This window comes from Nocardioides sp. SLBN-35, assembly GCF_006715725.1.
GTDB lineage: Bacteria > Actinomycetota > Actinomycetes > Propionibacteriales > Nocardioidaceae > Nocardioides.
Genome location: NZ_VFNU01000001.1, coordinates 1,771,224 through 1,791,149, shown reverse-complemented (window position 1 = coordinate 1,791,149; position 19,926 = coordinate 1,771,224). Strand labels below are relative to the sequence as shown.

Sequence of the window (19,926 nt, the reverse complement as noted above, 5' to 3'; positions counted from 1 at the left end):
GCACACGAACGACGCCCCGGCCGCATCGGCCGGGGCGTCGTTCGTCGTCACACCTCGCTCAGCAGCTCGACGCGTGCTTCGCCTTGGCCGAGGCGAGATCGGCGTCGGCCTTGGCGAGACCGAGCTGGGCCGCGGCCACCGCCGACCGTGCCTTCGCGAGCTTGGCCTTGAGCTTGGCGACCTTCGCCTTCTTGCCCAGCTTCTTCGCCGCCTTCTTCTTGGCCTTCAGCTTGGTGACCTTGGCCTTGGCCTGGACCAGGGCGGCGGTCGCGTCGGCCTGAGCGACCGTGGCGGCCGCGAGGGCGGTGCTGGCCGTCCCGCAGCCCGGGCTCTGCGCCGCCGAGAGGACGAGGACCGGGGCCGAGAACGCCGAGCCGTCGAGGTAGCCCGCCCGCTTCGCGGTCACCTTGACCGTCAGCTGCTGGCCGGCCGCGGAGGAGGGGACGACGAGGAAGACGCCGGTCCCGATCGGCTGGGCCGACCCGGAGCGGTACCACTCGACGTCGTATCCGGACGCGTCGGCGGGCCACGGGTTCCAGGCGCCGACGCTGGCCCCGATGAGGTCGCCGACCTTCGGCAGGCCCGACCCGGGGGCGAGCAGGATCTCCGGCGCCCGGACGTTCTGGACCGCGGTCGTCCCGGGCGTCTCGATCGTCACGTCCGCGGAGTGGGCGACAGCGTCGGTGTAGCCCGCCTTCTTCGCGGTCACCTCGACACTGAGCTTCTTGCCGGCGGTACCGGCCGGGACCACCAGCTCCTTGGCCGTGCCGACGGGGGTAGCACTGCCCTCGACGAGCCAGCGGTAGTCGAAGTCGTCGGGACCGGCGGGCCAGACACCTTCCCAGGCGACGACCGTCGCGCCCGGGATCGCCTTGCCGTAGACCGCGGGCGCGGACACGGCGTGCAGGGTGCCCTCGGCGACGACGTCGCTGGGGTCGGAGGTCGCCTCGCCCGACGTGTAGCCGTCCTTGGCCGCGACAGCCCTGACCGTGAGCGTCTTCCCGGCGGCCGCCGGCGGGACGAGGACGAACAGCTCCGTGCCGGTGTGGAACGGCTGCGACGCCCCGGCGACGAACCACTGCAGCGTGACGCTGTCCGGCTGCGCACTCCACACGCCCGGATGGGCGCCGACCACCTGGCCGACCTCGGGGTCCGGGGTGATCGCCGGCGCGACGAGGTTCTCGACCACCTGCGTCCCGCCGGCCGCGAGGACCGGGCCGCGCGGAGCCGAGTACGCGTAGGCGTCGGTGAGCCCCGGCTTGCTGCCCTTGACGACGACCGACAGCATCTCGCCCTCGGCATCCGCCGGGATCTCCAGGCTGGTCCCGGTCCCGTTGGGAATGGGGGTCTCGGAGCCGGAGCGGTACCACTCGACCGTCTTCGTGACGTCGCCCGGATCCCAGGTGCCGGTGTTCACGGTGACGGTCGCGCCGACCTGGAGGGTGCCCTCGATCGACGGCGCGGTGAGGTTCTTGACCGGGTTCGCGGGCGCGGTGACCGACACCGGCTCGGAGGAGACGACCGCGTCGTCGTACGCCGTCTTGGTGGTGGTGACCTCGACGGTCAACTCCTTGCCGGCGGCGGCTGCCGGGACGACGAGCGTCTTGCCCGTGCCGACGGAGGCGCCGTCGACGATCCAGCGATAGCTGGTGGTGGCGGGCGCCGGGAACCAGGAGCCGGGCCACGCCTCGACGGTGCCACCCACGACGGGCGAGCCGAAGATCGCGGGCTCCTCGACGTTGTGCAGCGTGCCCTTGACGACGACGTCGGAGCTGGCAGAGGTCGCGGTGGCGTCATCACGCCCGGCCTTGTGGGCGGTGACCTTCACCGTCAGGGTCTCGCCGAGCGCCTCGGGCGGGACCGGGACGGCGAGGTCGGAGCCGGTGTGGAACGGCGTGGACGACCCGGAGCGGAACCACTCCGCGGTGATCGAGTCGGGCTCCGAGCTCCACACACCCGGGTGGGCCAGGGCGAGCGCGCCCACCGCGGGGTGCTCGCTGATCGCCGGCTTCGCGACATTGGTGAGCGGTGCCTCGCCCGGGGCGGCCACGGTGACCGGGTCGGACGTCGCGGCCCCGTCGTTCCACTCGGCCTTCGAGACGGTCACCTCGACGGTGATCGCCTTGCCGGCGGCCGAGGCGGGGACGACGAGGTCCTTGGCCGTGCCGATCGGCGCGGCGGTGCCGGCCTCGAACCAGCGGTAGGCGTAGGTGTCGGGAGTCTCGGACCAGGAGCCCTCCCAGGCGGCCAGCGTGCTGCCGACCTCCGGCGTACCGAAGATCGCGGGCTTCGCGTAGGCGATCGGCGTCCCGGCGAGGACCGGTGCGCTCGGCTTCGAGACCACGGTGGTCGGCGTACGGCCTGGCGCGGTGGCGGTCGCCGAGACCCGCAGCTTCTCGCCGAGTGCCTCGAACGGGACCATGAGCACAGACCCGGTCCCGAGCGGGTCGGTCGAGCCCTCGCGGTACCAGGTCAGCGTCACCGTGGCGTCGCTCGGGGTCCAGAACCCGGGGTGCGCGAACGCGGGCCGGCCCACGGTCGGGCCGTCGTCGGGCACCGCCGGATCATCGAAGATCACCGGCGGGACGCCGTTCTTCACCGGCGTCGGGTCGACCGCGTGCGCGGCCGGCGAGGTGGCCGCGGACACGGCCACCAGGCCCAGCAGGGCCACGGCCGCGGCCAGCAGCATCGACAGCAACCGCCGGAACACCGGCACAGCCGGACGGCTGCGCGCCGCCCCCAGGAAATGCGGACGCATCAATCGACTCCCCATAAGTCGTTTCGTGCCCGAGGGCACAGGATTCGCGCAGAGTACCGACTGATCCCGCGCTCTGGTGGCGGTTCAACGAAACCGGTGTGCGGAGGTCACTCGGCTCGGTCGGCCTCGGGATCGACCACGGCGGAGCCGACCGCGCGGACCGTCGGGTCCGTGGGGGCGCCCGGGAGGTGGAGCGGCAGGTCGACCGGGGCGACCAGCTCGACGACCAGCCGGTCGCCGTCGACACGGACCGTCGCGCGCAACCCCGGGTGGTCGGCCGCGGCACCGCTGTCGCGCAGGTAGGACCGGACCGCCGTCTCCGCCTCGGCACGCGAGATCGCTAGGTCGCCGGTGGCCAGCCCGCCGCCGTACGCGTCGGAGCCCTGGGCCCCGAGGTCGGCGCCCTGCAGCGCGGCGCCGTCGGCGAGCGCGTCGAGGCGCTGACGGGCGAGGTAGGCCGCACTCGCGTCCACCACGACCGCCACGAGCAGCAGCACGATCGCGGCGAAGGCGAGGACGAGCGGGATCGAGCTGCCGCGCTGAGGCCGGGTCATGGTCGGGTGACCTCCTGGTAGCGACCGATCGGGACGGTCTCCTCCGCGTCGAGGGCGAACCGCGGTCGACCGAGGCCGAACAGGTCGGGCAGCAGCGGCAGGTCGACGGCCGACGCGATGCGCACGGTGATGACGGAGGTGCCGGTGTGACAGGCGCGGGGGTACGGCGAGCAGGTGATCGTGACCTCGAGCGGCACGTCGCGCAGCCCCTGGTCGGCGAGCGCCTGCCGCGCGACGGCACGGGCCCGCCGCTCACCGGCCGCGTCGTCGGGGGCGAGCGCGTAGGCGCGGGCCGCCGCCCGGGCCGCGCCGCTGACCCCGAAGGAGCCGCGCTGCACCTCGAACACCGACAGCACCACCCACAGCAGCGGCAGCAGGAGCAGCAGGCCGAGCCACACCATCTCCACCAGGCCGCTCCCCCGCTCGCTCCCGGTGCTCACCGCGGATCCTCCTCGATCGCCCGGCCGGTCACGGTCATCGCGACCGCCGGCCCGCCGATGCCGAGCGCGGGCACCTCGGCGCGCACCACGATCTCGATGCCGGGGGCGCCGTCGACCAGGACCCGGTGCACCTCGACATCCTCGGCGTAGCGCCCCGCCAGGGCATCGGCGATCTGGGCCCGGGTCCGCGCCACCCCGTCGCCGGGCTCGCGGTCCGCGGTCGCCGCCAGCCGCGCGCCCTCGGACGCGGCGGCGGCGAGCGTGGCGCGCACGTGGAGCACGAGCGCCACCTGGATCAGGCCGAGCACGAGCGGCACGAGGATCAGCGAGACCAGGGTGAAGTCGACCAGCGCCGAGCCTCGATCCGTCCTCGCGTGGCGGGTCACCGCACGGAGTCGAGTGCGGACTGCAGGATCCCGACCAGCTGCGGCTGGGCGATGCCCCACAGGGCCACGCCGATCGAGATCGTCATGATCGTGATCAGCACCCAGCCGGGCACGTCGCCTCGCTGGTCGTGGAGTCGCTTGCGTCGTCGATGCACGGTGGTTCCTTCCCGAGATGGCATGGATTCAGTAGCTGAGGGACAGCCCGATCAGGCCGGGCCAGAAGGCGAAGAGCACGGTCGTGGGCATCACCAGGAACACGACGGGCACCATCATCGCGATCTCCTTGCGGGACGCCTGCTCGATCAGCTCGCGACGTCCGGCCTCGCGGACGTCGGCCGCCTGCGCGTGGAGGACGTCGGCCAGCGGGGTGCCGCGCTCGATTGCGACGGCGATGCCGTGGGCGAAGCGGGCGACGACGGACAGTCCCGTGGTCGCGGCGAGGCGGTCGAAGGCGTCGGCGACCGGCTCGCCGGTGCGGACCCGGGCGAGCACGTCGCCGAGCTCGCGGGACAGCTCGCCCCCGCTGCGCCGAACCACCCGGTCGAGCGCACCGACCGGGCCCTCGCCCGCCGCGACGCTGAGGGCCAACAGCTCGGCGACCGTCGGGAACTCGGCGAGCATCGCGGCCTCCCGCCGGCGCACCTGCGCACTCAGCCGGTTGTCGCGCAGCAGCACGCCGCAGGCGAAGGCGCCCACGCAGGCCAGCAGGAGGGGCAGCGGTGAGCTGGGACGGGTCCAGGTGCGGAGCACGCCGTACGCCGCGGCGATCGCGAACCCGACCAGGCCCCACTGCACCTGCTGCACGCGGAACTCGTGGAGGCTCAGCGACGAGGCGGACCGGGCCAGCCGGCGCCGGACCGAGGGGGCGCCCCCGACCACGCGCTCGACCCCGTCGGCGGCGCGGCGCAGCAGGGGGCCGAGCAGGAGGGTGGCCGTCGAACGGGCGCCGGCCGGGGTCGTCGTACGGCGGGCGGGGGTGAGGTCGCGGACGTAGGGCAGCACCCGGTCCTCGAGCCGCGGGCGGCGGATCGCCACCGCGCGGGTGGCGACGAGGGCGAGGCCGAGACCGGCGACGAGGCCGAGCAGTGCGCCGGTGACCGCGGGGTTCAACGGAGGATCCGTCGCTCGGCGGGGAGACGGCCGAGCCGCATCATCAGCCGGTAGGCGACCACGCACGTCGCCGCGCCCACGGCGAGGACGACCGCGCCGGCCGCGGACTGGTAGCGCTCGATGACCGTCGGCTGGGTCGACATCACCAGCAGCACGACCCACGGCGCCGCGACCGCGACCCGGGCGCCGTTGACCGCCCAGGACTGGCGGGCCTCGAGCTCGGCGCGGGTGCGCAGGTCGTCACGCAGGTAGCCCGACAGGTTGCGCAGCAGCCGGCCGAGCTCGCCGCCGCCGACCTCGCGGGCGATCCGCAGGCCCTCGACGACGCGGTCGCCGACCGGGTCGGCCAACCGGTCCCTGAGCCGGTCGAGGCAGTCTCCGAACCGGCCCGAGACCTGGTAGTCGAGGGCGAACGCGTCGAAGGCCGGTCGCAGCGCGTCGGGGCCGCGGACGGCCAGCGCGGCGACCGCGTCGGGCAGCGACATCCCCGCACGTACGGCGGAGGCGAGGTCGTCGACCGCCTCCGGCCAGACCTGCGCGAACTCGCGCCGGCGGCGTCGTACGCGACCGGCGACGGCGGCCCACGGCAGGTACGCCGCCGCCGCGGCCAGGACCACGGCGATCGGCACGGTTCGGGTGAGGCCGAGGACGAGGACGAAGCCCGCGACGCCTGCGCCGACCGACAGCAGGGCCAACGAGCGGGGCGCGACCTCGCGCAGCCCGGCCTCGGCGAGCAGCCGCTCGGCCCGGCCTTCGGAACGGGGCGCGCGCTCGGCCTGCGGCCAGCGGAACGCGGCCCACAGCAGCAGGCAGCCGAGCCCGAACCCCAGCCCGACCAGCGCACCCACGTCTCAGCCCGCCTCTCGGTCCGCCTCGTGGAGCAGGCCCACGACGTCGATGCCGAGCCGCTCGAAGTGCTCGAGCCTGGGCGGCAGCCCGATCCCCCGCCGCAACGCCCCGTCGCGCCAGTCGAACACCGGCTCGGTCTCGATCACGTCGCCCTCCATCCGGCCCGGGACGGCGACGATCTCGGTGACCCGGCGGGCGCCGTACGGGTCCAGGGCGATGTGGACGACGAGGTCGACGGACGCGGCCACGGTGGGCACGACGAAGCGCGCGGAGATGTTCTCCCCGGCCAGCAGCGGCAGCGTGCACGCCTTGGTCAGTGCCTCGCGGGCGCTGTTGGCGTGCAGGGTGCACATCCCGGGCAGGCCGGCGTTGAGGGCGAGCAGCAGGTCGAGGCACTCCTCGGCCCGCACCTCGCCCACGATGAGGCGACTGGGTCGCATCCGGAGCGACTCCTTGACGAGGTCGCGGAGCCGGACCTCACCGGTGCCCTCGAGGCCCTCCTGCCGGGTCTGCAGGGCGACCCAGTCGGGATGCGGGAAACGGATCTCGAAGACCTCCTCGGCCGAGATCACCCGCTCCCCACCGGGGATCGCCGCCGCGAGGCAGTTGAGCATGGTGGTCTTGCCGGCTTGGGTGCCGCCGGTGACGAGGATGTTGAGACCGGCGCGGACCGAGGCCTCGAGGAAGCGTGCGGCGTGGGGCGTCAGGGTGCCGAGCGCGACCAGCTCGTCGAGCCGGGTCGCCCGGACCACGAACTTGCGGATGTTGACCGCCGAGAAGCCCCGCGAGATGCCCTGCAGTACGACGTGGAGGCGGTGCCCGGCCGGGAGCATCGCGTCGACGAACGGCCGGCTGAGGTCGATCCGGCGGCCGGTGGACTTCAGCATCCGCTCCACCAGCTCGGCGACCTGCGCCTCGGTCAGCACCAGGTTGGTCAGCTCGTGCCGGCCCTGACGGGCGACGAAGACCCGGTCCGGACTGTTGATCCAGACCTCCTCCACCGTGGGGTCCTCGAGGAACGGCTGCAGCGGCCCGAAGCCCGCGACCCGGGCGACCAGCTCGGCCACCAGCGCGTCCGGGTCCGCGACCGGGGCGACCACACCGGTCAGGCTGCGCTCGTCGTGCTCGCGGACCAGTCCGGTCGCGAGGCGTCGTACGGCGGCCACCTCGCGCTGCGGGTCGATCCCGTCACGGCGTACGGCGGCGCGCAGGTCCTCGTCGAGGCGCGCCACCACGTCGTCCGACGCCGGCGCGACCACGACGGGTGGCTGGAGCAGGGCCATGGCGACTCCCCCGAGATAGGACTGCTACTGGCTGGCAGCACCGTAGGCCACGATCCCGCCGTTGGGTAGGGGCCCGGACGTCGGCTGTGGAGAACCGCAGACCTCGCGAGTATGCGCGGAGGAACCTGCCCGCACATCGTCACTTCGGACCATTGCTGGCCCTTCGCGCACTGCGAATAGTTCGAGGCGAGCACTCGAACGACGGTCGGACTCGGATGTCCGTGAAGGAGAGCAGACGACCATGAAGATGACGGGATTCGCCAAGCCGGCCGGGGACAAGGCGTACTTCTTCCTCGGCAGCCACTACGTCCGCTACAACGTCGGCGGTGACCTGCCGGAGGGTGTCGAGAGCGGCTACCCGCTGCCGATCGCCGAGCAGTGGCCGGCCCTGCCGTTCGGCTCCGACATCGACGCCTGCCTGTCGTGGAGCGACGGGTCGGTGTACTTCTTCCGCGGCGACCAGTGCGTCCAGTACGACGTCGCCAACGACGCGGTCCTCCAGGGCCCGACCGCGATCGCCGAGATGTGGCCGGGCGTGTTCGCCGACGGAGTCGACGCCGCGGTGCTGCTCTCCGACGCCATGGTGCACTTCTTCCGCGGCAGCGAGGTCGTCGTCTGGAACGCGGCCGACGGCAGTGGCGTGATCGACGGTCCGCAGCCCATCTCCTCGGTGTGGAACGGGCTGCCCGAGCCGGTGACCAATGTCGTGCGGTGGTGGGCGAGCGAGGACGTCTACTTCTTCTCCGACACCCAGTACTGGTCCTACGACTTCGCCAGCGCCGCGCCCTACCCGGAGTACCCGGCCGAGATCGCCGGGAACTGGACCGGGCTGCCCTTCGCGGACAGCCCCGCCGCTCCGGACGACGGCCCGGCACCGGTCCCCGTCGACGGCACCCCGGCCCGGGCGATGTCGGTCGACGAGGCCCGCGCCGAGCTGCAGGCGGCGATGGACGCCGGGGAGATCCTCTGGGCGCCCTCCGCGATCCCGGGCCGCGTGGACCTCGACGGGCTGGTCCCGTTCAGCGGCGAGAAGCAGGACGGGAACGTGGCCGGCGTGGTGATCCGCTACAACCCCGGGACGCCGCAGGGCCCCAACGCGCCGGACCGCCTCGACCCGCGCAACGCGCTCGCGCTCGTCCGCTTCTGTCGCTGGCTGAGCCAGGCCTGGGGCGTCACCGAGCTGCACCACCTCGGGATCGACGGCAGCGCGCCGGGCCAGCGCGACGACTGCCACGGCCAGGGACGTGCCGTCGACTTCTCCGGGGTCGTCGGCACCAAGGACGGGACGGCCTACGCCCTCAGCGTCCTGCGGGACTGGGGAATGGTGTCGACGCTCTCGACTCCCGGAGGCATCTGGCAGCCGACCGGCACCAACCAGGTGCACTTCCGGCTCGACGAGGCGCCCGGATCGGAGCTCGCCCGCGACTTCTTCCGCTCGGCCTACGAGTTCATCGCGGGCCAGTGGCAGGACCACTCCCCCAACCCCGACGGCCCGGCCGAGCCGAGCACCATCGGCTCCGGCACGTTCATCATGAACCCCGACCACCCGACGTCGAACCCCGCGCCGGGAGCGAAGAACGGCCGCGAAGCCCATGCCAACCACCTGCACATGCAGATCGGTGTCACCGGCACCGCCTGATCGGGGGAACCATGAGCGCCAAGGCCTACTTCACCCACGCCGGCAGCTATGCCCGGTACGACGTCGGGCTCGACGCGGTCGACCCGGGCTACCCGCGCCGGCTGTCGGCCGGCTACACCCACATCGGCGGCACCGGGTTCGAGAACGGCATCGACACCGCGATCGACCTGGGCCACGGCAAGCTCTACCTGTTCCGTGGCGACTCCTACCTGCGCATCGACAACGAGACCAACACCGTCGAGGCCCGCGCGACGATCGCCGGCGCCTGGCCGGGCATGGCGGAGCGCGGGTTCGGCGACCGTCTCGACGCGGCCTTCTGCTGGAACGACGTCCAGGCCTTCTTCCTCAAGGGCGATCAGTACCTGGAGTACGACATCGCCAACGACACCGCCGTCGACTCCGGGCTGATCGCCGACTCCTTCCACGGGCTGGCCGAGGTCGGCTTCGCCGACGCCATCGACGCCGCGGTCAACTGGGGCAACGGCAAGGTCTACCTCTTCAAGGGCGACAGCTACGTCCGCTACGACCTCGCGACCGACCAGCGCGACGGCGAGCCGACACCGGTCGCCGGCATCTGGCACGGCCTCGAGGCCTTCGGCTCGGTCGTCGACGCCGCATGGGTCAAGCAGGACACCGCCCCGACCGCGCCGTTGGAGCCCGGCGACCACGTCTGGTGGTGGGACGGCCGGATGTCGGCCGCCCGGGAGATCCCACGCTGGCTGTGGTTCCCCGGCTCCACGAGCGACACCGACTTCGAGGACCACGGCAAGGAGATCTTCCAGTACGTCGTCCACGCCGACGGCACGATCCTCGCCGGGCAGCCGCAGATGAGGGGATTCCCCGGCAGCCAGGCCTGGCTCAACCGGAACCCGGGCAACATCACCGGCGCGGCGGGAGGGACCGACTACGGCCAGTACCCCGGGAAGTTCAACTGGCACGGCTTCCTCGTCTTCCCCAGCCGCGACACCGGCTTCGCCGCGATCGGGACGCTGCTGCGCAGCCCCCTCTACCGCGACCTCACCCTGCTCGCGGCGTTCGAGAAGTACGCACCGGCCAAGGACGGAAACAAGCCGGAACAGTACGCCGCCGACGTGGCCGCCGCGGCCCGTGTCTCGCCGGCGACCACGATCTCCGCGCTCGACGACGCCCAGCTGCTCCTGGCGCAGCGGAAGATCGAGCAGGTCGAGGGCACCCTCGTCGGCTGGACCTACGCACCCGACGGCACCTTGCTCGCCGGACCGGAGGGCGGGCCGGGCCTGCCCGACGACCTCCGCGCCCTGATCGGGTGAACGCCATGACCATCGACGACGTGCGCCTGCTGCTCGTCCGCCCCGCGGACCTGGCGGTCGCCGCCCTGCGGTTCCTGGGCTTCGAGGCCGGGCCGGCGGGTGTCACCGCCACCTCGGCGACGGCGCGGATCGAGGTGACGCTGCCTCCCCAGGCCACGGCCGAGGCCCCGTGGGCCGCCGGTGTCCTGTCGGTCGCGAGGGTCGGCGGGCCCAGCCGGCTCACGTTCGCGGTCGCGGCGGGCACCGTCGTACCGCTGACGGCCGACGGCGTGCTCTCGGCCCTGGCGACGGCACCCGTCGTGCACGACGACGCGCCGAGCGGTGCGGAGCCGCTGTCGGTGGAGCTGCCGTGGCACATCAGGTTCGCCCCGCGACCCGCGGTGGCCGGCGACGTCCTCCGGTGTGACCTCTCGGCCACCTCGCCCCTCGCCCCGAACGGGGTGAGCGGCCTGTGGCACCTCCGCCTCGAGGCCGCCGGAGGGCTCGCCCTGGTGCCGATCGGCACCGACCCGGACGTCGAGGGCCTCCTCCCCCCGCTGGACCAGGGACACCGCGACATCCTGTTCGCCCAAGCGTCCGCGCCCGCCGCGCCACCGACGGCTCCCTACCTCGACCTGAGCCCGCTGGGCGGCACGATGTCGGCGAGCGGTGACTGGCCGGCGTTCTCGTGGGACCACCAGGTGGTGCTCGGCCGCGACATGGCGGTGCGCACCGAGAGCCGCGGGCTGCTGTATCCCTTCGGGCACCGGGCGGTGCTGGTCAAGACGTCGCAGCGCCAGCTGCTGCCCGCGGGCGGTGGACCCGCCGATGCCGGCCTGCAGGAGGAGAGCTGGCTGATCGTGGCGGACCCGGTCCGGGGCAGGTCCACCGACGCGGTGCTGGCCCGGCAGCTGCCCTTCGACGAGGTGGAGGTCCTCGAACGGGTGGTGCCGCTCGGCGTCCCGGGCGAGCGCACCGTCGTCTCCCGGCAGCGACTGCCCCAGAGCCTGGACGCCCTGCACGAGGAGAAGGTCGGGCTCCAGCAGCAGCTGCAGGAGGCCGAGGCCGCGATCGCGCCCCTGGTCGAGGAGACGAGGCAGGCCATCGCCGCGGGCGGCGAGGCGGAGAAGGCGGGGCCGGCCTCGCAGCTCGCCCCGATCCTCGACGAGATCGGGCGCCAGCAGCAGCGCCAGGCCGACTCCGCCGCGTGGGACGCGGCTCATCCGCCGCACTTCGAGATCGAGGAGGTGACCTTCATCGGCCCCGACGGCGAGCCCTCGACGACGACCCAGCAGGTGGAGGTTCCCGGCGATGCGAACCCCGATCCGTGGGGGCAACGGGACCAGGACTTCCTCAACGGCCTGGTGGCGCAGGCCGGGCCGCTGGAGGCGCAGATCGCCGCCATCGACGAGAGCACCCGGGTGGCGATCGAGGCACTGGTGGACGAGGACTCGTTCCTCGCCGCCGGCGGTGCGCTCGGGGACGCGGTGGCGCGGGTGCGCCAGCTGCGGGTCGACGTACCGCGTCGCGTCAGCGAGATCGAGGCGGTCGAGGCGGAGGCGCAGCAGGTCCATCCGGTGGCCGTCTGGCCGCTCGGGCAGGACGGTACGACGCTTCGGCTGCCGATCCGGTGCGACGGCCTGCACCTGACCATGCCGGTGCTGTTCCTGCACGACGAGGACCTCGGCGAGAGTGCCGACTGGCACGCGTTCGCACCGCTGTCGGAACAGGACGTCCGTGACGAGATCGCGCTGCGGTGGGGCGAGGAGCAGGGCCGGCACGCGGCGGTGCCGGGCATCCCGGTCGACCTGGTCCGCGACGCTACGCCGGCGCCCAACGACGTGCTGCCCGTCCAGCGGCTCAGCTTCGGTGGAGGGCACGACGGCTCCGGCTTCCGCGCGGTCGTCGAGGAGGCACAGGTGCTGCTCGCCGCCGTCCAGGAGCTGGTCCCGGGGGCCGACGGTGCCGTGAACGTCGCCTACCGCGAGGCCTACCGGCTCCGCGGCGAGGCCGAGCACGCCGTGCTCGAGCTGCGCGACCGGGTCGAGGTGAGCTTCCGGACAGCAGCGGACCGCGCCGGCGGCCTGGTCGCCCCCGAGTTCACCGCCGACGTACTGTCCCGGCTGCACGGCCCGGTGCCCGCCGGCGCGCTCGTCGGCCTGCTGCCGCAGCAGCCCGACCTGTCGACCGTCTTCGGCGCCACCACGCTGCTCGGCATGCCGCTCGGCGCACTGCTCGCGCCGCTCAGCGAGGCGGTGCCCAAGCCCCTGACCATCGTCCCGGAGCCGGGTGGCGGCGCCCGGATGTCGTGGAGCGACCTCACCCTCGAGGACCACGGCCCGCTGCGGGTCACACCGGGACGGACGAAGCTCGAGCTGAGCGTCGTCACCTCTCCGGCCGCGACCACGACCACCTGTCACCTCGACGAGTTCGCGCTGGTCCTGCCACCCGGTCCCGTCGAGCTGGTCCGGCTGGACTTCGCCTCCCTGCGGTTCACCCAGGAGCCCGGCCGGCCGCCCGACCTCGACGTCCAGGGGCTCAAGGTGCGCATCGGTGGCGACCTGGGGCTGCTCGAGGCCCTGCAGAGCGCGGTGCAGCTCGACGACGTCGCGCCGCGGGTGCGCACCTCGGCCGACGGGATGAGCGTCGACTACACGCTCGCGGTCCCCGAGGTCACCGCCGGGATGTTCCTGATGCAGAACATCGCGGTCCGTGCCGCCGTCGACGTACCTTTCGACGGCCGGCCGATCGTGACCACCCTGGCGTTCGCCAGCCGGGACAAGCCGTTCCACCTCGGCGTCTCGGTCTTCGGCGGCGGCGGCTACCTCGTGTTCGAGATCGACAACGGCGGCATCCGGACCCTCGAGGCGTCGCTGGACTTCGGTGCCGCCGTCGCGATCAACGTCGGGATCGCGAAGGCCGAGGTCCACGCACTCGGCGGCGTCCGGTTCAACCTGGTCGGCGACGAGGTCAAGGTCAGCGGGTTCCTGCGGATCGGCGGGAGTGTCGACGTCCTCGGTCTCGTCTCGGTCACCGTGGAGCTCCGCGTCGAGCTGACGTACGACGCACCGCGTCTCACCGGCAGGGCCACCGCCGTGATCGAGATCGACGTGACGTTCTGGTCGGGCTCCATCGAGCTGGACAGCGGGGAGTACACCTTCATCGGCGGAGCGGAGGCCGCGGCGATCCCACCGTCCTCCTCCATCTCCGTGCCGCCGCCCACGCTGCCGGACTGGCAGAGGTACCGCGACGCCTACGGTGCGGCATGAGCCGCCTGATCCTGGTCCCGGTCCCCGGGACCACCGCCACCGGCTCCCCCGTGGTCCGGGTCGTGGTCGTTCCCGAGCTCGACGCCGCCGACTCGGTCGCCGCGACCCCGCTCGCCGACTGGCCCGGGCTGCTCGCCGACGCGTCGTTCGAGGTGACGGTCGACGCCGGCACCCCCACGGCCCAGCCGGCCCAGCCGGTGCAGCCGGTGCACGAGGCCGACCCGGCGGCCTGGACGGCGTTCTTCGCCGCGCTCCCGGTCCTGCCGGTGGGCACCCCGGTCATCGGCGCCGCGCCGACCGTCACCCGGAGCACGGCCCAGGCGGCCGCGGTCGAGGCCACCTACGCGGCTGCCGCGAACGCCTCGCTCACGGCGGGTAGCTCCGCGCCCGACTCCTTCCAGGGCACCGTGGCCGGCGAGCTCGCGGCCAACTGGGTCGCCGAGCCCGGCGACACCGCTGAGCCCGCACCCGCGCCGGCGACACCGCGCGGCGGCCGGGGCCCGGCCGACTTCCACCAGGTCCTGTCCCTGCTGCGCGAGCACCCCGCGGTGCTCCGCAACCTCGGGCTGGTCTTCGACCTGCCGCTGACCGCGGAGCTCGGCAGGACCGGCACGCTGCTCGTCCGGTGGCCGAACCCGCCGGCCGGCCTGCCCGAGGTCGTCTCGCCGCGTGCCGCCTACGAGGTGGACGAGAACCGCGGGCTGCTCCCGGCGTCCACCCGGCTGGTGCGCGCCGGCGTCCTGGACCTGGGCGACACGGCTGCCTTCGCCACCACCACGCTCGACGTGGACGGCGCCGTGGGCCGACTGCGCGACGCCGCTCGCACCGTGACCGCGCAGGTTCCGGCCGGCGGACCACCGGCGAGCCTTCCCGCGCTGCGCTCGGCCGGGGTGGTCCTGATGCGCAACGGGCTCGCCGACGACCTCGCGACCCGCAGGACGCGGGCGAACGCGGTGAACGAGGCGCCCTCGCTCGAGGAGGCCGAGCCGCTGCACGCCGAGGACCTGATGCTGGGGCTGCGGCTCGACGTACGACGACGCGGAGCGGAGACCTGGACCTCGCTGAACCGCCGCGAGGCGACCTACCGGGTCGGGGGCCGCGACCTCCCCGGGCCGCCCGAGGAGGAGGGGCACATCAAGTTCAACGCCGCCGTCCGGCACGAGGACGACGTGCTGCGCGCCGACGAGGTCGTGGCGCGCTGGACCGGGTGGAGCCTCGCCGCGCCCTCCTCCCGGCCGGACCGCCGCGGCTCGGCTCCCGAGCGCGCGTCGCTGCCGTTCGACTTCGACTGGACCTTCGAGGTCCCCCGCGGCTCCCTGCTGCCCCTCCGGTTCGGGACCAGCTACCACCTGCGCGCCCGGGTCGCCGACCTGGCCGGGACGGGCGTCGTGCCGGAGGACCCGGACTCCACCCACGGCACGCCGGCGGTCACCTACGTCCGGCACGAGCCGGTGCTGCCGCCCACCGTGACCCTGGCCGAGGGTCACGACCCGACCGACCTGGGTCCGGGCGGGTCCGTCGACCACCTGGTGGTGCGCTCCGACGCGCCCGACTACCCCGCCAACCACGCACGGGTGCTCGCCGCGCCCCTCACCACGCTGGACATCGCCGAGCAGCACGGCATGCTCGACGGGTCGGACAGCACGACGTTCGGCCACGTCCTGCGGGCCCTGGAGACCGGGCTCCCCGACCCGGCCGCGGAGGGGATCACCCTCTTCCCGGTCCCGGAGCCGGGCAGCCTGGACGCCCGTACCGAGCAGCCCGGTTGGGCCGGCGAGTGGCCCGACGCGGCACCCAAGACACTCACGCTCGAGGCGGTCGAGGTGACGGCGGACCAGCCGGTCCGGCTCGACCCCACCGGCGCCGTCGTACGGGTGCGGCTCGCCCCCGCCGAGCAGCTCACCCTCGCCCTGTCGTCCTTCCTCAAGGACGGCTTCGACAGCCATCTCGCCGTCCACCACTGGCGCAGCGGGTCACCCGACGACGGCAATCCGGTGCTCAACGGCCGGCACCCGATGGCCTCCCCGGCGCACGAGCTGACCCTGGTGCACGCCGTACGACGTCCGCTGGCGGTTCCGTCCGGAGCACTCCAGCCGCAGCGCCGGCCCGACGGCACGTCCGCGGTCCTGGCTCCCAGCAGCCCGCTGCTGGGCGTGCACGCGAACAGCACGGTCCAGCTGCAGGTCACGGCGGCCTGGACCGAGGTCGACGATGACGTCCGCACCCCACGGAGCGGGGCGAAGGTTCAGGACGTCCTGATCGACCGCGGGGACGATGCCCTGCGCGCCGTCCTCGTCCACGAGCTCGGCGACACCCGGCACCGGCAGGTGGCCTACACGTTGACCGCCGTCAGCAGGTTCCGGCACCTGTACCGCCCCGACGAGGACGCCGCGCAGTTCGTCACCGTCGCGGAGCTGCCCGCGGTGAGCGTGCCCAACACGGCCCGCCCGGCGCCACCGGTCATCCACGCCACCGTGCCGGCGTTCGCCGACACGAGCCAGGACGAGGGCGGCCTGCTGCGACGTCACCGTCGCGGTGGCCTGCTGCGGGTCGAGCTGGCCCGCCCCTGGTTCCTCTCCGGCGAGGGTGAGCAGCTCGGTGTCGTGGTGGAGCGGTGCGAGATCGGCCGCGACCCGGTCTGGGACACGCCCCCGCTCGCGGACCGGGTGCTCTCCGCCTCGGACCTCGCCGGGACCCCGGTCACGGTCCAGCACCCCGAGGCCGGACCGGTGAGCGTGGTCGGGGTCGATGCCGCGCTCGTCGGCGACCGCTGGGCCGCCGACGTCGCGCTGCCCGGTCCCGCCGCGGCGTCCTACCGGCCCTTCGTGCGGCTCGCCCTGACCCGCTTCCAGCCGTCCAGCATCGACGACGCGCACGCCGTGTCGACGGTGGTGCGCACCGACCTCGTCCAGCTGCTGCCGGACCGCACCCTCACCGTCGACACCACCGGCGCCGATCTCGTCGTCACGCTGGAGGGTCTCGGACCCGCCGGCCCGGTCACCAACCGCGTCGACGTCGTCGTGGAGACGCTCGCCGGCGCCGGTGACGCCGAGGTCAGCGTGCTCGGCGCGGCCCCCGAGGGCCTGGTGGCCTGGACCGCCGTCGGCAATGTCGTCACCGGACGGCTCGGCGTGCCTATCACCGTGCCCAGGGCGACCGGCGACCGGATCCGGCTGCGGGTCCGCGAGGTCGAGGAGGCGTTGACCCTCGACGGCGCCACCGCCGCCTCGGGCGAGCTCGGCGAGCGGGTCGTCTACACCGAGCTCGTCCCCGTCCCCTAGGCCCCGCGCTGCGCGGCCTGGCGGCGCAGCTCGGCCTTGGCCAGCGCGTTCTTGTGCACCTCGTCCGGGCCGTCGGCGAAGCGCAGGGTGCGGATCCCGGCGTACATGTTCGCCAGCGGGAAGTCCTGCGAGAGGCCGCCGGCGCCGTGGACCTGGATCGCCTTGTCGAGGATCCACTGGACGGTCTCGGGGGTGGCGATCTTGATCGCCTGGATCTCGGTGTGCGCGCCCTTGTTGCCGACGGTGTCCATCAGCCACGCGGTCTTCAGCACCAGCAGGCGCAGCTGCTCGAGCTTGACCCGCGACTCGGCGATCCAGGTGCGGACCGTGCCCTGGTCGGCGATCGGGCGGCCGAACGCCACCCGCGACTCCGCGCGCTCGCACATCAGCTCGATGGCCCGCTCGGCGATGCCGATCGAGCGCATGCAGTGGTGGATCCGGCCGGGCCCGAGGCGGGCCTGGGCGATGCCGAACCCGCCGCCCTCCTCACCGATCAGGTTGCTTGCCGGGACCCGGACGTCGGTGAACCGCAGCTCGGCGTGGCCGCCGTGCTCGTGGTCGTCGTAGCCCATGACGTGCATGCCGCGCACGACCTCGAGCCCCGGGGTGTCGCGCGGGACCAGGATCATGGACTGCTGACGGTGCCGGTCCGCGGTCGGGTCGGTCTTGCCCATGACGATGAAGATCTTGCAGTTGGGGTTCATCGCGCCGGTGATCCACCACTTGCGGCCGTTGAGGACGTACTCGTCGCCGTCGCGGACGATCGACAGCCCGATGTTGGTCGCGTCGGAGGACGCGACGTCAGGCTCGGTCATCGCGAACGCCGAACGGATCTCCGCGTTGAGGAGCGGCTCGAGCCACTCCTTCTTCTGCGCCTCCGTGCCGAACAGGTGCAGCACCTCCATGTTCCCGGTGTCGGGGGCGGCGCAGTTCATGGCGGCCGGGGCGAGGTGGCCGCTGCGGCCGGAGATCTCGGCGAGCGCGGCGTACTGCAGGTTGCTCAGGCCGGCACCCTCGACGCCGGCGTGCTCGCCGGGGAGGAAGAGGTTCCACAGGCCCCGCTTGCGGGCCTCGGCGCGCAGCTCCCGGACGATCGGGGTGGAGTCCCAGGCCCATGGGTCGTCGAGCTCGGCGAGCTGCTCCTCGAAGACCGCCTCAGCGGGGTACACGACCTCGTCCATGAAGGCGAGCATCGTGGCCCGCAGCTCCTCGGTGCGGGCGTCGAATCCGAAGTCCATCAGTTCTCCTCCAAGTAGTTACAGCGCAGTGCGGTGAGGCCGGCGTCGAGCAGGGGGTGGATCGCGGCGCCGATGTCGTCGAACCCCTCGCCGACGGTCTGGCCGGCGAGGAAGCGGTAGTGGATGCCTTCGAGGATGGCAGCGAGCTTGAAGGCCGCAAGGCCGAGGTACCAGCCGAAGCCGGACAGGTCGCGGTCGCTGGCGGCGGCGTACCGCGCGACGATCGCGTCCTCGGCCAGGAAGCCGGGAGCGCTCGAGGCGTCCGCCACGGCCTCCCCGATCGACTCGGCGAGCCGGTGGTAGGTGAGCATCAGCGCCAGGTCGGTGAGCGGGTCGCCGAGGGTCGCCATCTCCCAGTCGAGTACGGCGGTCGCCCGGTCCGCCCCGTCGGTGGTGTCGACCAGCACGTTGTCGAGCCGGAAGTCGCCGTGGACGATGCCGGTCGCCGACTCGGTGGGGACGGTCGCGGCGAGCCGGCGGTGCAGCTCGTCGGCGGCGGGCAGGTCACGGGTGCGGGAGGCGTCGAGCTGCTTGCGCCAGCGCGCGACCTGGCGGCCGAGGAAGCCCTCGGGACGGCCGAAGTCGGCCAGCCCGACCTCCTCCGGCGCCACCGCGTGGAGGTCGGCGAGGATGTCGACGAGGTTCTCGGAGATCGCGCGGGTGCGGTCGGCACCGAGCTCGCTGAGCTCCGCGGCCCGGCGGTACGGCGTCCCGGTGCACCGCTCCATCACGTAGAAGTCCGCCCCGATGACCGCGGGGTCCGAGCAGAACGCGTCGGTGCGCGGGACGGGCACGGCGGTGCCCTGGAGCGCCGACATGACGCGGTACTCGCGGCCCATGTCGTGGGCGGTGGCGAGCACGTGGCCGAGCGGCGGGCGCCGCACGATCCACTCCGAGGAGCCGTCGGAGACGACGAAGGTCAGGTTGGACTTGCCGCCCGCGATCAGCTCTGCGGTGAGGGTCGAGCCGGCGCCGGGGACAGCGGTCGTCAGCCAGGCGCCGAGGGCGTCGAGGTCGAGGCCCGGCGGATTCACTCGACACCTCCGGTCAGCGTGAGGCCGCCGTCGACGACCACCGCCTGGCCGGTCAGCCACGCGGCGTCGTCGGAGAGCAGGAAGGCGACGACGCTGCCGATGTCGTCGGGCTCGCCGAGCCGCTGGAGCGGGTACTGGGCGGCCACGTCGGCCTCGCGACCCTCGTAGAGGGCGCCCGCGAACTTCGTCTTCACGACCGCGGGGGCGACGGCGTTGACCCGGACGTCCGGACCGAGCTCGACGGCCAGCAGCTCGGTCATCGAGATGAGCATGGCCTTGCTGGCGCCGTACATCCCGATGCCGGGGGCGGGCTTCACCCCCGAGACCGACGAGATGTTCACGACGGCCCCACCGTGCTCCTTCATCCAGGCCCCGTGCACCTGCTGGGTCCAGGCCAGGGTGGCCAGGCAGTTGACCTCGACGATCTTGCGCGCGGCGTCGAGGTCGAGCTCGATCATCGGCCCGTAGACCGGGTTGATGCCGGTGTTGTTGACGAGCAGGTCGGCGCTGCCGAACGTCTCGATCGCCTGGCGTACGACGTCCGCGCGGTGCTCCGCGTCGTCGGCCTTGCCAGCCACGCCGAGCGCCACCGCCGGCCCGCCGAGAGCGACCACCGCCTCGTCGAGGGCCTCCTTGCCGCGCCCGGTGATGACCACCCGCGCACCCTCGGCGACCAGGCGCTCGGCGATCGCGAGGCCGATCCCCCGGCTCGCTCCGGTGACGATCGCGGTCTTGCCCTCGAACCTGGTGCTCACGTTGCCTCGCTCCGATTGAGTTACTAAGCGCTTGCTTAGCGTGTAGCGTAACTGTGCACGGC

15 protein-coding genes are annotated in these 19,926 nt (G+C 73.4%); 4 read left to right on the top strand and 11 right to left on the bottom strand.

The genetic code is table 11. The annotated features are described in order from the left end of the window. Window positions 1-58: 58 nt before the first annotated feature. The 8 genes from FBY23_RS08735 to FBY23_RS08700 form a co-directional block, all read right to left on the bottom strand. Window positions 59-2,758, bottom strand: a complete 2,700-nt coding sequence (locus tag FBY23_RS08735; RefSeq protein WP_141797796.1) for a hypothetical protein — start codon at window positions 2,756-2,758, stop codon at window positions 59-61. A 107-nt stretch (window positions 2,759-2,865) separates the two neighbouring features. Beyond that, window positions 2,866-3,312 carry a pilus assembly protein TadG-related protein gene (locus tag FBY23_RS08730; RefSeq protein WP_141797795.1) on the bottom strand — a complete coding sequence of 149 codons (447 nt, stop codon included), beginning with the start codon at window positions 3,310-3,312 and terminating at the stop codon, window positions 2,866-2,868. Further along, the gene (locus tag FBY23_RS08725; protein WP_260805833.1) at window positions 3,309-3,752 is read right to left on the bottom strand and encodes a hypothetical protein; all 444 of its coding nucleotides are present in this window, start codon (window positions 3,750-3,752) and stop codon (window positions 3,309-3,311) included. The genes FBY23_RS08730 and FBY23_RS08725 overlap by 4 nt, the downstream gene beginning before the upstream one ends. Beyond that, window positions 3,749-4,138, bottom strand: a complete 390-nt coding sequence (locus tag FBY23_RS08720) for a TadE family protein (RefSeq protein ID WP_141797794.1) — start codon at window positions 4,136-4,138, stop codon at window positions 3,749-3,751. Before FBY23_RS08720 ends, FBY23_RS08725 begins: the two co-directional genes overlap by 4 nt. After that, window positions 4,135-4,293: a hypothetical protein gene (locus FBY23_RS08715; RefSeq protein ID WP_260805832.1), complete on the bottom strand. Its 159-nt coding sequence runs from the start codon at window positions 4,291-4,293 to the stop codon at window positions 4,135-4,137. Before FBY23_RS08715 ends, FBY23_RS08720 begins: the two co-directional genes overlap by 4 nt. A 28-nt stretch (window positions 4,294-4,321) precedes the next feature. Further along, window positions 4,322-5,248, bottom strand: coding sequence for a type II secretion system F family protein (locus FBY23_RS08710; protein WP_141797792.1), 927 nt, complete (start codon window positions 5,246-5,248; stop codon window positions 4,322-4,324). After that, complete coding sequence (locus FBY23_RS08705) at window positions 5,245-6,096, bottom strand: type II secretion system F family protein (protein ID WP_141797791.1); 852 nt, start codon at window positions 6,094-6,096, stop codon at window positions 5,245-5,247. Before FBY23_RS08705 ends, FBY23_RS08710 begins: the two co-directional genes overlap by 4 nt. 3 nt (window positions 6,097-6,099) lie before the next feature. Beyond that, the gene (locus FBY23_RS08700; protein WP_141797790.1) at window positions 6,100-7,380 is read right to left on the bottom strand and encodes a CpaF family protein; all 1,281 of its coding nucleotides are present in this window, start codon (window positions 7,378-7,380) and stop codon (window positions 6,100-6,102) included. A gap of 241 nt (window positions 7,381-7,621) precedes the next feature. Between FBY23_RS08700 and FBY23_RS08695 the strand changes: the two genes are divergently transcribed. Genes FBY23_RS08695 through FBY23_RS08680 form a run of 4 tightly spaced genes read left to right on the top strand, consistent with a single transcriptional unit; the run spans window position 7,622 to window position 16,837 of the window. Then, entirely contained in the window at window positions 7,622-9,019 is a 1,398-nt protein-coding gene (locus FBY23_RS08695) for a hemopexin repeat-containing protein (RefSeq protein WP_141797789.1), read from the top strand. Between the two features lie 11 nt (window positions 9,020-9,030). Continuing rightward, window positions 9,031-10,308, top strand: coding sequence for a hemopexin repeat-containing protein (locus tag FBY23_RS08690; RefSeq protein WP_141797788.1), 1,278 nt, complete (start codon window positions 9,031-9,033; stop codon window positions 10,306-10,308). A 5-nt stretch (window positions 10,309-10,313) separates the two neighbouring features. After that, on the top strand, window positions 10,314-13,556 hold the full coding sequence (locus FBY23_RS26160) for a hypothetical protein (protein ID WP_174245193.1): 3,243 nt from the start codon (window positions 10,314-10,316) through the stop codon (window positions 13,554-13,556). Then, complete coding sequence (locus FBY23_RS08680) at window positions 13,553-16,837, top strand: hypothetical protein (RefSeq protein ID WP_141797787.1); 3,285 nt, start codon at window positions 13,553-13,555, stop codon at window positions 16,835-16,837. Before FBY23_RS26160 ends, FBY23_RS08680 begins: the two co-directional genes overlap by 4 nt. Here FBY23_RS08680 and FBY23_RS08675 read toward each other — a convergent pair. From FBY23_RS08675 to FBY23_RS08665, 3 genes are read right to left on the bottom strand one after another with little or no spacing between them, the layout of a single operon-like run. Further along, on the bottom strand, window positions 16,834-18,075 hold the full coding sequence (locus tag FBY23_RS08675) for an acyl-CoA dehydrogenase family protein (RefSeq protein ID WP_141797786.1): 1,242 nt from the start codon (window positions 18,073-18,075) through the stop codon (window positions 16,834-16,836). The genes FBY23_RS08680 and FBY23_RS08675 overlap by 4 nt on opposite strands. Next, on the bottom strand, window positions 18,075-19,109 hold the full coding sequence (locus FBY23_RS08670) for a phosphotransferase family protein (protein WP_141797785.1): 1,035 nt from the start codon (window positions 19,107-19,109) through the stop codon (window positions 18,075-18,077). The genes FBY23_RS08675 and FBY23_RS08670 overlap by 1 nt, the downstream gene beginning before the upstream one ends. After that, entirely contained in the window at window positions 19,106-19,864 is a 759-nt protein-coding gene (locus FBY23_RS08665) for an SDR family oxidoreductase (RefSeq protein WP_141797784.1), read from the bottom strand. Before FBY23_RS08665 ends, FBY23_RS08670 begins: the two co-directional genes overlap by 4 nt. Window positions 19,865-19,926 lie beyond the last annotated feature (62 nt).